Below are 11,874 nucleotides of genomic sequence, written 5' to 3' on the forward strand. Positions count from 1 at the left end.
ACGCGAACAGGCGCGGCTACTGAACTACTGATCCAGCACGAGCTTGATGTCGAGCGGCGGTTCCGAGCGGCGCAGATTCACGCGCTTGACGCCGGTGGCCGGCGCGTCCGCATACGCCAGGTAATCGATTGTCCAGCCGTCCTGCGTGATCTGCTTCAGGTGCGAAGGCTGCTCCGGATCCTTCTCGGTTTTCGCGCGCGAAGTCGGCGCGGGCGACGGTTGTAGCCAGTAGCGCAACCCTTCGACCGGCAGCGCAAAGCCGAGCGCATTCTGCATCAGCGTGGAGACGTTGTCGGCGGTGAGTGGTTGACGATTCGGCAGTTCGAGCGTGGCCGAAGCCGGCGACGAAGTCACGATGGCGAGCGTCTGCCCAAGCGGATTGCGCAATTGCAGGGTGACCGTGTCACCCGTTTCCTGCCAGGTGAAATTCCCATAGGCATTGCGCTGCTGGCCGTTCTGATCGTTGTACTGAATCGCGAAACGGCCTTGATAAGCACGCGAGGTCTGCGCAGTGACGGAGGTTGCCGCATTCGACGTGGACGGCCCCTGCGGCTTGACCGATGCACAACCGGCCAACGCGACAACCGCTGCCGTTACGAATCCGAGCGCCGCGCCACGCGGCGCCCGGGGATAGGAGATCAAGCGGGAAAGACGCATCAAAGATCGTTCACCTGAAGACGTTGCAGCGTTTTGACCAGGGTGTCGTTGTCCGGTTCGAGCTTGCGCGCGTCGCGGAAAGCGGCGCGAGCCTGATCCTGCGCACCGGTTTTCCACAGCACTTCACCGAGATGCGCACCGATTTCGGCGTTCGGCTGGAGGTCGTACGCTTTGCGCAGCAGCTTGATGGCATCCGACGTATCACCCATCCGGTACTTGACCCAGCCGACGCTGTCCATGATGAACGCGTCGTTAGGCGCCAGCGCCGAGGCCCTCTCGACCAGCTTGTCCGCTTCCGGCAGGCGCTGATTGCGATCGGCCAGCGAATAGCCGAGCGCGTTATAAGCCTGCGGATTGTCCGGCTGCGTCTGGATCAGCTTGCGCAGTTGCGCTTCCATGACATCGTAATGGCCGGTCTTTTCGGCGGCCATGGCGTAGTCGTAGGTGAGATCGGGATCGTCCGGGAAATTCGCGGTGGCTTGTTGCAGGCGTGTTTCTGCTTCCGGATAGCGCTTCGCGTCGAACAGAATGGCCGCGTCGGTGCGTGCAAGCAGCGCCTGGTCGCGCGGATCGGGCGCCTGCAGATTGGCCAGCAGTTTGCGCGCGTCTTCAGTCTTGCCCTGCTTGGCGAGCAATTGTGCGCGCGTGATCTGCGCCGGCACGAATTGCTGGCTCGCTGGTGAAACCTTGTTCAGCCAGTCGCTTGCCGCAGCTTCGTTCTTCTGTTCGAGCGACAGTTGCGCAAGATAGATATACGCCTGGCCCGGATCGGCGCCTGGCGTTTTTTCGGCTTGCTGTGCGTACTGGGTCAGATAGGTCTGCGCGTCAGTGAAATTCTTCTGCTGGATCTTGATCAGCGCGAGCGCCATCAGCGGCGTGAGGTCAGTCGCGTTGTTCTTGTGCATGATCTCGAACTGCTTCTGCGCGTCGTCCAGACGGTCGCTCGCTAGATACATCTGCGCGAGCGCGAGACGCGCGTCGTGCGATTTCGGATTCTGCTGCACGTACTTTTCGAGCGACGCGATGCCTTCCTTGCGCTCCTCAGGGCCCATCTGCGACAGCGTCAGCGCGGCCGGCAAATAGTCCGGCTTGAGCGTGAGCGCCTGCTCGAGCGACTTGCGCGCGCCCGGTGCGTCGTCCGAAACGAGCTGCTGGCGCGCGATGGCCAGCTGCGCCTCGGGCCGGTTCAGGTCGTTCTTCAGCAGATCCTGCAGCACATGCAAGCCGCCGATCCGGTTCGGGCCGCGCGAGAGCAGCAACTGCAGCGCCAGAATCGCGCTGCCGCGATTGTCGGCCGGTACTCTTGCGAGTTCACGGGCGAGGATCGGCGCGGCGTCGTCAGGCTTGCCGGACAGCACGAGCAGCGACGCGTCGAGTTGCGCGGCGCGTTCCGAATCTGGCGCATACTGCTGCCACAATTGCGCGGCGGCCAACGCGTCCGACGGGCTTTGTGCGGCCAGCGCGATTTCCGTGGCGCGTTGCGCCATGCGCGGATCGTGCGTGTCGCGTGCGAGCGCGAGGTAGGTCTGGTAGGCGGGCGCCGGCTGGTCGCGTTGCAATGCGACTTCAGCGGCGAGCACCTGGAATACGATCTGGCTGGACAGAGGCACGCCCGGCAGAGACTTCTGGTCTTCTGCCGTTGCCGGGCCGAGCGGGTCTGGCAGGGTGACGGACGTGTCATCCGAGTCTGGCGACGGGTCCTGCGCGTGCGCGGGCACGGCAGCCAGCGCCCAGACGGCGAGCGCGGCGGCACCGAGCATGCGGCGACCGGACACGGCGTGCGGCACGCGGGATGCGCTAGCCGGGCGCTTCGAAAACAGCTTCACGAAGGACAAGTTCATGGAAATCCGTTCAATGTTTCGGACGATTGTAACGCGCTCGCTACAATAAGCGCACAACCACTCACGCAAGTTGCAGACCAGTTAGACATGCCAGAGTTGCCAGAAGTTGAGGTTACCCGAAGGGGAATCGAACCGTATGTGTCGGGGCGCAAGGTTGAACGCGTCGATGTGCGTACGCCCGCGCTGCGTTGGCCGATTCCGGCGGACCTTGCGAAAACCTTGCGTGGCAGCGTGGTGCGCAAGGTCGAGAGGCGGGGCAAGTATCTGTTGTTCGAAATCGACGCCGGCTGGTTCATTGTGCATCTGGGCATGACGGGCACGCTGCGTGTGCTGCGCCATGTGCCGCGTCCACCGGCCGCAGCGAAACACGATCACATCGACTGGATTTTTGACGAATTCATTTTGCGCTATCGCGATCCGCGGCGCTTCGGCGCGGTGCTGTGGCACCCGCGCGAAGCCGGCGACGTGCTCGAGCATCCGCTGCTCGCGGGCCTCGGTGTCGAGCCGTTTTCGCCGGCGTTCTCCGGCGCGTTGATGCACCGGCTCACGCGTGGTCGCAAGGTGTCGGTGAAGCAGGCGTTGCTGGCGGGGGAGATCGTGGTCGGCGTGGGTAATATCTACGCATCCGAAAGTCTCTTTCGTGCCGGTATCCGGCCCACCACCGCAGCGGGCCGCGTCTCGCTCGTGCGCTACGATCTGCTGGCCGACGCGGTGCGCGTCACGCTCGCCGCAGCGATCGAGAAGGGTGGCAGCACGCTGCGTGATTTCGTCGGCAGCGATGGCGAAAGTGGTTACTTCCAGCTCGACTATTTCGTCTATGATCGCGCGGGGCTGCCATGCCGCGTGTGTGGAACGCCGATCAAACAGATCGTGCAGGGGCAGCGTTCTACGTATTTCTGTCCCAACTGCCAGCGCTAAATTTTCGATGCCTTCTCGTTTAAGTCCGTCTGCTCCGTCCGCTGCGCCTGCTTTCCCGACCATGTCTGATTTTTCCACGCGGCTGATTGCGTGGCAGCGCCAGCATGGCCGTCATGACCTGCCCTGGCAGAACACGCGCGATGCGTATCGCATCTGGCTGTCGGAAATCATGCTGCAGCAGACTCAGGTATCGACGGTGATTCCGTACTACGCAAAGTTTCTTGCGCGTTGTCCGGATGTTGCCTCGCTCGCCTCCGCGCCGGCAGACGATGTGATGGCGTTGTGGGCCGGCCTCGGCTATTACTCGCGCGCACGCAATCTGCATCGCTGCGCGCAGGTGGTCGTCGAGCAGCATGGCGGTGCGTTTCCCGCGTCGGCCGACGAGCTTGCTGAATTGCCGGGCATCGGTCGCTCAACGGCGGCGGCGATCGCCTCTTTCGCGTTTGGCGCGCGCGCCACGATTCTCGACGGCAACGTTAAGCGTGTGTTGGCGCGGGTGTTCGGCGTCGAAGGTTTTCCGGGTGAAAAGAAAGTCGAGAATGCGATGTGGACGCTGGCGGAGTCGCTGCTGCCGTCCAACGCATCGGACGACGATGTCAGTGCATACACGCAAGGCCTGATGGACCTCGGCGCAACGTTGTGTGTGCGGGGCAAGCCGGACTGCCTGCGCTGCCCGTTCGCCGTGGACTGCGTGGCCAACGTGAGCGGGCGTCAGCGTGAACTGCCCACGGCACGACCGAAGAAAGCCGTGCCGACGCGCCGCACATGGATGCTGGTGCTGCGCGACGGTAACGCCGTGATGCTGGAAAAGCGTCCGCCGTCAGGCATCTGGGGCGGCTTGTGGAGCCTGCCCGAAGCTGCTGACGAAGCCGCGCTCGCCGAGCGCGCGCGTGCCTTCGGTGGCGACGGAGCGGTCTCTCCGCTCGCGCCGCTTACGCACGTCTTCACGCATTTCAAGCTGGATATCGAGCCGCGGATCGCTGATCTGGACCGCGGTGTGGGCGCATTGGCTGTGCTTAACGACGCGGACACCGCATGGGTCGCGTTAAGCGATCTCGATTCGTTCGGTGTGCCCGCGCCGGTGCGCAAACTACTGGATAGTCTGCACGGCTCGCTGCTCTAGCCAGCCCCGAGCCGAAAGCACGTCAAATCAAAGCAGCTGATGCTGCTGCATATAGTGATGAACCACGTCGATTCGCGCGCCGGCGTCCTGCAATTCCATCAACTTTTGCCTTGCACGAAGGGCGATGGGCAACACTTCCGCAAGCCGGTTCGACACCCATGACGGATCTTCCAGCCTGAACGGCTCCGCGAACGGCAAGCTGTCCGGATCGCGTTCGCGGATGGTTGCGATGATCCGTTCGAGCACTTCTGCACACGCGCCGAATTTCGCCAGCTGCTCATTGCCTTCGAGCGGTATGTCTTCTCCGAGCGGCTCCGCCATACCGACCAGCAAGCCGCTGCTTTCCACGCGATGCGACAGCAGGCGAAACCGCCGCGTGCCGCGCGCCCGAATCAGCAGCATGCCGAAGGCTTCGACATCGCACTCTTCGATTTCGGCGAGACAGCCAATTGCTTCGGGCACCGAAGGCTCTTCTTCGCGCGCCACCTCTGCACCGCTTTTCAGCAAACACACACCGAACGGCGTTTTTTCACGCAGACAGTCGCGCGCCATATCGAGGTAGCGCGCTTCGAAGATTTTCAGCGGCAGCAGTCCATCGGGGAACAGCACCGTATGCAGCGGAAACAGCGGCACATCGGCAAGCACAGTAGAAGAAGACATGGCGCAACGCTTCGAGTTAAGGCCGCGCAATGCGGCCGGTTAAGCCACTAACTTCGATGATTCGCCGGCATGAACCGGCGCATCGCGGTGCCGCACAATGACATTCGCCGACGTTGCGAGACGCGCGGCGAGCGTCTCCGCAATGAATACAGAGCGGTGCTGGCCGCCCGTGCAACCGATCGCGACCGTCAGATAACTGCGGTTGTCGTCACGGAAATGCGGCAACCATTTGGCGAGAAATTTTTCGATGTCGTCGATCATTTCATGCACGACCGGCAGCGCATCGAGAAAATCCCGCACCGGTTGGTCGAGGCCCGTGAGTGGCCGCAATTCATGATCGTAGTACGGGTTCGGCAGCGTGCGTACGTCGAAAACATAATCGGCGTCGAGCGGCACGCCGCGTTTAAAGCCAAAGGACTCGAACATCAGCACGAGCCCCGTATCTTCCTGCTCGATGAAGCGTTTGACCCACGCGCGCAGCACGTTCGCGCGCAAATTGCTGGTATCGATCTGATGGCCGAATTCGACGAGGCCCGCCACGAGTTCGCGTTCGCGTTCGATCGCTTCGGCGAGCGACGTCAACAAGCCGACGTCTGCATCATGCGCGGTGGAACCGGACAGCGGATGGCGGCGGCGTGTTTCGGAGAAGCGTTGAATCAGCGACTGCGTGCTTGCGTTCAGGAATAGTACGCGCACATCGTGGGCGCGCGACAGGTCGCGGATCATCGCGGGCATTTCGTCGAGCGAAGCGCTCGAGCGCGCGTCGATGGCGACCGCGAGGCGTTCCTGGCCGTCGTCGGCGAGATAGTTGGCCAGTTGCGGCAAAAAACGCGGCGGCAGATTGTCGACGCAGTAATAGCCTGCGTCTTCAAGCGCGTTCAGGGCAACTGATTTGCCGGAGCCGGAAATACCGGTGATCAGGATTATGCGCATGGAGTCGTGAAATCCGTACAGTTCATCATAGCATCTGGTCCCCGTGTGCGCGCCGCCGCAGCCTGCCGTTGGCTGCGGGCGTTACACGGTGCCGCGGGGCGAGCGGATTCAGATCAATTTGCCGGGAAACTGGCTGTCCGGGTCCTGCATGGCCAGACGCTGGCGATCCATGAAGTCGCGCAGCGTATCGATGCCGCGCAGTTGCAGGATCGTGTTGCGCACGGCCGCTTCGACCAGAACCGCGAGGTTGCGGCCGGCCGCAACCTGAATCGTGACTTTGCTGATCGGCAGGCCGAGCACGTCGACGGTTTGGCTTTCCAGCGGCAGCCGCTGGAATTCACCGTCGGGACGGCGCACCAGTTGCACGATCAGTTTCAGCTTCATTTTGCGGCGCACCGCGGTTTCACCGAAGATCGTCTTGATATCGAGCAGGCCCAGACCGCGCACTTCAAGCAGGTTTTGCAGCAGCGGCGGGCAGCGCCCTTCGACAAAATCCGGCCCAAGGCGCACGAAATCCACGGCGTCGTCGGCGACAAGGCCGTGGCCGCGGCTGATCAGTTCCAGCCCGAGTTCGCTCTTGCCGAGGCCGGAATCGCCGGTGAGCAGCACGCCCATACCGAGAATGTCGAGAAACACGCCGTGCAGCGTGGCGCGCGGCGCGAGAATGCGCGACATGTAGAGGCGCAGGCTGTCGATCACTGCAGCAGCGGACATCGGTGTGGTGAAAAGCGGCGTGGACGAGCGCGTGCAGCGCAGCACCAGTTCCGGCGGAGCGGCGACGCCGCCCGCTACCACCAGAAACGGCGGTTCCAACGCGATCAGTTCGGCCATGTGGCGCGAGCGGTCTTCGTCGGTTTGGCGCTTGTAGTAGTCGATTTCGGCGTCGCCGAGCACCTGAATCCGGTTCGGGTGGATCAAGTTCAAGTGGCCGACGAGGTCGGCGCTCGACGTGGCATTGGCGACCGATTCCGAAGAAAAGCCGCGCTCCCAGCCTTCATGCCCCGTCAGCCAGCTCAACTTCAGCATGGCGGCGTTGTCGTCGAAAATGCTCTGGGCGTTGATGCTGGACGTATCCATGAGTCGGTGACTCCCGTGTGGACCGCTTGCTTGGGAAAGGATGCGGCCGCGCTAACGCGGACCGCGCACCTCGCCTGGCTGTACCCGCCTGCAGGCGGGAAGCCGGGTGAATAGGCGACGTGCGGATAACCGCCGATGCATCAAGGTTGCCACTGAGTGAGCAGGCGATGCAACGATTCGCGGTCTTCTTCCGTGTGCAGGCGCTCGCGGGCTTCGCGATCGGACAGCAACTGGGCGATTTCCGAGAGAATTTCGAGGTGCTGCTGGGTGGCCTGCTCGGGCACGAGCAGGAAGATCAGCAGCGAGACCGGCTGACCGTCGGGCGATTCGAAGGGGATGGGTTCGGCAAGACGGACGAATGCGGCGAGCGGCTGCTTCAAGCCTTTGATCCGGCCATGCGGAATCGCGACGCCTTCACCAAGCCCCGTCGATCCGAGGCGCTCGCGCGCAAACAGATTGTCAGTGACCGTGCTACGGGCGATGCCGTTCTGGTTCTCGAAGATCAGGCCCGCTTGCTCGAACACGCGCTTCTTGCTGGTGACCGATAGTCCGACGACGACGTTCTCGAGGGGAAGAAATTTGGCTAAACGATTCATGTTGACAGGCGAAAACGTGGCCTGGGTTCTCCTCGCTGGGGCGTTTGAGTGATGTTCCATTCGTTTGATGCTCACGGCGACGTGCGTTGGAGTCCGAAAGCGAAGGACTCCGGCCGACCGATTTCCCGTTTGAGCTAACTTGACCCCGATGGTAACCGGAACATTATAGAACAGGGTAGCCACGGATGGTGCGGCGCGCCATCCATGCATCATGGGTTTCTTCGCAGGATTGATCCGGTCTGCCCGGCTGCCTGAAAAAGGCGCCCTGAAACGAAAAACCGCCCGGTCTCGGGCGGTTTGGCTGGGGATACGCAAATGCGGGCGAATGAGGAAAACGAAGGAAAGTAAAGCAGACCTTCTAATCTTCCTTATTGCGGCGGCACGTCCAGTATCGGTGCCGGCTGGTACTTGATCGCATCGTGCTGATGGCCTTGCAGGCGATCTTTGTGGCGTATCACTTGCCGGTCGAGCTTGTCGATCATCAGATCGATCGCAGCGTAGAGATCGCTGTCACAGCTCTCGACGAAGATATCTTTGCCCTTCAGATGCAGGTTGATTTCAACCTTTTGACGCTTTTCCTTTTCCTTGTGGTTGTCGACCGAGAGGACCACACTGCCGTCGATGACCTGATCAAAATGTCTTAGCACCCTATCCAGTTTGGTGATCACGTATTCGCGCAACGCAGGCGTTACTTCGAGGTGGTGTCCACTGATCTGCAGATTCATAGTGCTTCTCCAAGCTAGAGGCCGCTTGTTCCGCACGATGACGAAGGTCCGGTCGATCTGTCGGCTTGCCTGAGTCGCCCCCCGGTGACTGACTTCTGGCAGGTCGCATCGGCCGGCCTGTCCGCCAACTGCGGAGCGGCCGGTAAATGCCCGTCGCGGGAGGCGGCGGGCTACAGAGACTTGCGCAGGTTGACTGCCGGAATCTTGAGGGCCTCGCGATACTTCGCAACGGTACGCCGTGCGACCACGAAGCCCTGTTCCGCCAGCAGTTCGGCTATGCGGCTGTCTGAAAGAGGAGATTTCGGGTTTTCCGCTCCTATCAGTTGCTTGATGAGCGCGCGAATCGCCGTGGAAGACGCCGCGCCGCCCGTGTCAGTCGAAACGTGTGATCCGAAGAAGTACTTAAATTCAAGCGTCCCGAATGGGGTCAGCATGTATTTACCGGTTGTCACACGCGAGACAGTTGACTCGTGTAGGCCCAGCGTATCAGCAATTTCTCGCAAAACCAAGGGGCGCATGGCAATTTCGCCGTGCACAAAAAAGCTCTTTTGACGCTCGACAATGGCTTGCGCGACCCTGAGGATCGTTTCGAAACGCTGCTGGATATTTTTGATCAGCCAGCGTGCTTCCTGCAGTTGCTGGCGCAACGATCCGCTGCCGGGGTCCCCCCGGTTATTGCGCAGAATATTCGCGTACAGGTGGTTGATGCGCAGCTTGGGCACCACCTCCGGATTCAGCTCTGCCTGCCAGCCCTGTGCCGTTTTGCGCACCATGATGTCCGGCACGACGTAGTCCGCTTCTGCCTTGCCGTAAGCGGCGCCCGGAAACGGTTCGAGCGAGCGGATCAACACATGCGCATCGCGTAGATCGTCGTCGTTCGCCTTCAGGTGTTTGCGCAGGCGCGTGAAATCGCGTGCCGCGAGCAGTTCCAGATGATGGGCGACGATGTCGAGCGCAAGCGTGCGCGTAGACGACTGTTCGAGCCGCAGCAATTGCAGCTTGAGGCACTCGGACGCGGAGCGCGCGCCGACCCCTGCCGGGTCGAAGCTATGCAGTAGCGCAAGCGCGGCGTTCATTTCGTCGAGATCGACCTCGAGCTCTTCGGGCAGATCGGTCAGCACTTCATTGAGCGTGGCGGCAAGATAGCCGTCGTCGTCGAGCGATTCGATCAGGAAGGTGATCAGCGCGCGGTCGCGCTGGCTCGCCTGCGTGACGCGAAGTTGCGCCATCAGGTGATCGCGCAGCGAGGTGCTCGATTCGTGGATTTGTAGCGGCGGCAGATCGTCGTCGTCCGAGGCGTTGCCGGAGCGGCCGTAGTCGCCAAGATCCCATTGTGACGCGTCGCCGTTGTTGTCGCTCGCGAGGCCGTTGTATTCGTCGACACCCTGTGGCTCGCCGTTCTCGGCGCGCTCGCTGCTGCTGGTGGACGAAGACGACGTATTGCCGCCCATCTGGTCGGGCGGTGGGGAGGAATTGGGCGACTGGGCGATCAGTGAGCCGTCGGCCGCCACGCGCAGGGGACTCGCGATCCAGTCGTCCTCGTTCTCAAGGAGCGGATTCTGCGAGATCGCCATTGAGACTTCCTGCTGCAGTTCGAGCGTAGACAGCTGAAGCAGCCGGATGGACTGCTGCAGTTGCGGGGTCAGCGCAAGATGCTGCGATAGGCGGAGTTGGAGGCTGGCTTTCATGGCAAGTTGAGATTCATTGTAGAGAGTTTGCCACGACCGCGATACATTGCGACATTCGCAATTACGCGTGCGCCCGTTTTCGGCGGCGCTGGGCGCGGGACGGCCCAGGTCAAAAATGCTGATGTGCGGATGCCGCAAAGGGTCCGGCGGATGCACGCTCGCACCGCCGGCAATCCTTTGTGCACTTACATGCGGAAGTGCTCGCCCAGATAGACGCGCCGCACGCTTTCGTTCTCGATGATGTCGCTCGGCGCACCGGCGGCCAGCACGCTGCCGTCGCTGATGATGTAGGCGTGATCACAGATGCCGAGGGTTTCGCGCACGTTGTGGTCGGTGATCAGCACGCCGATATTGCGCTGCTTCAAAAATTTGACGATCTTCTGGATTTCCAGCACCGCGATTGGATCGACGCCCGCGAACGGTTCGTCGAGCAGAATAAAGCTCGGATTGGTGGCCAGCGCACGGGCGATTTCGACCCGCCGGCGCTCGCCGCCCGACAGCGACAACGCCGGATTCTCGCGCAGGTGAGCGATCTGCAGTTCGTCGAGCAACGCCTCTGTGCGGTTCGTGATGGTGTCCTTGCTAAGCCGCTTGCCGTTGTCTTCGACCTGCAATTCCAGCACCGCGCGAATGTTTTCCTCGACGCTGAGCTTGCGGAACACCGATGCTTCCTGCGGCAGATACGACAAGCCCAATGACGCGCGCTTGTGAATCGGCAACAGGCTGATCGACTTGCCGTCCAGGTCGATTTCACCTGCATCGAGCGGCACGAGGCCGACGATCATATAGAACGAGGTGGTCTTGCCGGCGCCGTTGGGGCCGAGCAGGCCGACCACTTCGCCGCTTTTCACGTCGAGCGAGACGTCTTTGACGACCGTGCGTGAGCCGTAGCGCTTCTTCAGGTTGCGGACCACCAGCGAACTGCTGGTGCCTGCCGGTTTGCGATTGGGGAGGGACGCGGAGGAGCTCACTGGTTCGGTGCTCCCTGGATCGTGGTGGACGGCGCGAGTGTGGCCGACGCGCCGTTCAAGGGCGCTGCGCCGCCATTGCGCGGCGCCAGCATGGCGCGCACGCGGCCGGTCGGGTTGCCCGGGCCGGCGACGTCCTTACCCGCCTTCGCGGTGTAAAAGTCGCTCTGGCCGTCATAGGTAATGACGCTGCCATGCACCTGGTCCATCACCGTTGAGAGGCCTTGCAGGCGCTTGACGGTGGCGTTGGTGGTGAGCGTGGTCAGATCCTGCTTGCCGTCGTAGTCGATCCGAATAGCCGTGCCTTCGATGTATTCATCAAGGCCTTCGCGCTTCTGGCGGAAATACGACAGATTACCGCCGCTCGACGTGCCGGTGGCGTACTGATAGCCCTGCGGGTCTTGCGTCACTTCGACCCGATCGGCCCTGATCACGATCGTGCCTTTGGTGGCGACCACGTGGCCGGTGAAGATGTTGACCTGTTTGAGGTCGTCGTAAGTCATGTTGTCCGCTTCGACGTTCAGCGGCTTGTCCTTGTCGGCGCGATCGGCGTGCGCAAGCGGCGCGAAGCCGGCGAGCGGCAACGCGATGATCAGCGCAGCGAGTCCGGCGCGGCACGCGGACAGGGTGCGCGAGCGGCCGGTATCAAAACGGGGGAACGATTCGTTCATGCAGTCACGCCTGGAAT

The 11,874-nt window shown here is 62.0% G+C and carries 12 protein-coding genes; 2 read left to right on the forward strand and 10 right to left on the reverse strand.

The window, feature by feature from the left end; genetic code table 11:
* Positions 1 to 24: 24 nt before the first annotated feature.
* Together lolB and PQQ86_RS01760 are read right to left on the reverse strand one after the other, a co-directional pair.
* On the reverse strand, positions 25 to 657 hold the full coding sequence (gene lolB / locus PQQ86_RS01755; RefSeq protein ID WP_408264435.1) for a lipoprotein insertase outer membrane protein LolB: 633 nt from the start codon (positions 655 to 657) through the stop codon (positions 25 to 27).
* Positions 657 to 2,498, reverse strand: a complete 1,842-nt coding sequence (locus tag PQQ86_RS01760) for a tetratricopeptide repeat protein (protein ID WP_408264436.1) — start codon at positions 2,496 to 2,498, stop codon at positions 657 to 659. Before PQQ86_RS01760 ends, lolB begins: the two co-directional genes overlap by 1 nt.
* An 87-nt stretch (positions 2,499 to 2,585) precedes the next feature.
* On the opposite strand from PQQ86_RS01760, the gene mutM reads away from it, so the two are divergent.
* Positions 2,586 to 3,416, forward strand: coding sequence for a bifunctional DNA-formamidopyrimidine glycosylase/DNA-(apurinic or apyrimidinic site) lyase (mutM, locus tag PQQ86_RS01765; RefSeq protein WP_408264438.1), 831 nt, complete (start codon positions 2,586 to 2,588; stop codon positions 3,414 to 3,416).
* A gap of 7 nt (positions 3,417 to 3,423) precedes the next feature.
* On the forward strand, positions 3,424 to 4,539 hold the full coding sequence (gene mutY / locus PQQ86_RS01770) for an A/G-specific adenine glycosylase (RefSeq protein ID WP_408264440.1): 1,116 nt from the start codon (positions 3,424 to 3,426) through the stop codon (positions 4,537 to 4,539).
* A gap of 27 nt (positions 4,540 to 4,566) precedes the next feature.
* On the opposite strand, the gene PQQ86_RS01775 is transcribed toward mutY, so the two are convergent.
* The 8 genes from PQQ86_RS01775 to lptA all read right to left on the reverse strand — a co-directional run bounded on the left by PQQ86_RS01775 (position 4,567) and on the right by lptA (position 11,857).
* Positions 4,567 to 5,199: an LON peptidase substrate-binding domain-containing protein gene (locus tag PQQ86_RS01775; protein ID WP_097391236.1), complete on the reverse strand. Its 633-nt coding sequence runs from the start codon at positions 5,197 to 5,199 to the stop codon at positions 4,567 to 4,569.
* Between the two features lie 39 nt (positions 5,200 to 5,238).
* A complete protein-coding gene (gene rapZ / locus PQQ86_RS01780; protein ID WP_408264443.1) occupies positions 5,239 to 6,132 on the reverse strand; it encodes an RNase adapter RapZ in 894 nt (297 codons plus the stop codon).
* Positions 6,133 to 6,240: 108 nt separating this feature from the next.
* Entirely contained in the window at positions 6,241 to 7,209 is a 969-nt protein-coding gene (gene hprK / locus PQQ86_RS01785) for an HPr(Ser) kinase/phosphatase (RefSeq protein WP_012431656.1), read from the reverse strand.
* A gap of 140 nt (positions 7,210 to 7,349) precedes the next feature.
* Positions 7,350 to 7,865: a PTS sugar transporter subunit IIA gene (locus PQQ86_RS01790; RefSeq protein WP_074285509.1), complete on the reverse strand. Its 516-nt coding sequence runs from the start codon at positions 7,863 to 7,865 to the stop codon at positions 7,350 to 7,352.
* Positions 7,866 to 8,173: 308 nt separating this feature from the next.
* Positions 8,174 to 8,530, reverse strand: a complete 357-nt coding sequence (gene hpf / locus PQQ86_RS01795; RefSeq protein ID WP_054035819.1) for a ribosome hibernation-promoting factor, HPF/YfiA family — start codon at positions 8,528 to 8,530, stop codon at positions 8,174 to 8,176.
* A gap of 170 nt (positions 8,531 to 8,700) precedes the next feature.
* Complete coding sequence (locus PQQ86_RS01800) at positions 8,701 to 10,218, reverse strand: RNA polymerase factor sigma-54 (RefSeq protein WP_408264444.1); 1,518 nt, start codon at positions 10,216 to 10,218, stop codon at positions 8,701 to 8,703.
* A 185-nt stretch (positions 10,219 to 10,403) separates the two neighbouring features.
* A complete protein-coding gene (gene lptB, locus PQQ86_RS01805) occupies positions 10,404 to 11,189 on the reverse strand; it encodes an LPS export ABC transporter ATP-binding protein (protein ID WP_097391240.1) in 786 nt (261 codons plus the stop codon).
* Positions 11,186 to 11,857, reverse strand: coding sequence for a lipopolysaccharide transport periplasmic protein LptA (gene lptA / locus PQQ86_RS01810; RefSeq protein ID WP_408264446.1), 672 nt, complete (start codon positions 11,855 to 11,857; stop codon positions 11,186 to 11,188). The genes lptB and lptA overlap by 4 nt, the downstream gene beginning before the upstream one ends.
* Positions 11,858 to 11,874 lie beyond the last annotated feature (17 nt).

The sequence above is a fragment of the Paraburkholderia sediminicola genome, from assembly GCF_046026675.1.
GTDB classification, from domain to species: domain Bacteria; phylum Pseudomonadota; class Gammaproteobacteria; order Burkholderiales; family Burkholderiaceae; genus Paraburkholderia; species Paraburkholderia sediminicola_F.

What these genes read in the sequence shown, in the direction of transcription:
- lolB (WP_408264435.1), bottom strand. Translation starts at nt 657, where the DNA reads ATGCGTCTTTCCCGCTTGATCTCCTATCCCCGGGCGCCGCGTGGCGCG.
- PQQ86_RS01760 (WP_408264436.1), bottom strand. Translation starts at nt 2,498, where the DNA reads ATGAACTTGTCCTTCGTGAAGCTGTTTTCGAAGCGCCCGGCTAGCGCA.
- mutM (WP_408264438.1), top strand. Translation starts at nt 2,586, where the DNA reads ATGCCAGAGTTGCCAGAAGTTGAGGTTACCCGAAGGGGAATCGAACCG.
- mutY (WP_408264440.1), top strand. Translation starts at nt 3,424, where the DNA reads ATGCCTTCTCGTTTAAGTCCGTCTGCTCCGTCCGCTGCGCCTGCTTTC.
- PQQ86_RS01775 (WP_097391236.1), bottom strand. Translation starts at nt 5,199, where the DNA reads ATGTCTTCTTCTACTGTGCTTGCCGATGTGCCGCTGTTTCCGCTGCAT.
- rapZ (WP_408264443.1), bottom strand. Translation starts at nt 6,132, where the DNA reads ATGCGCATAATCCTGATCACCGGTATTTCCGGCTCCGGCAAATCAGTT.
- hprK (WP_012431656.1), bottom strand. Translation starts at nt 7,209, where the DNA reads ATGGATACGTCCAGCATCAACGCCCAGAGCATTTTCGACGACAACGCC.
- PQQ86_RS01790 (WP_074285509.1), bottom strand. Translation starts at nt 7,865, where the DNA reads ATGGAACATCACTCAAACGCCCCAGCGAGGAGAACCCAGGCCACGTTT.
- hpf (WP_054035819.1), bottom strand. Translation starts at nt 8,530, where the DNA reads ATGAATCTGCAGATCAGTGGACACCACCTCGAAGTAACGCCTGCGTTG.
- PQQ86_RS01800 (WP_408264444.1), bottom strand. Translation starts at nt 10,218, where the DNA reads ATGAAAGCCAGCCTCCAACTCCGCCTATCGCAGCATCTTGCGCTGACC.
- lptA (WP_408264446.1), bottom strand. Translation starts at nt 11,857, where the DNA reads ATGAACGAATCGTTCCCCCGTTTTGATACCGGCCGCTCGCGCACCCTG.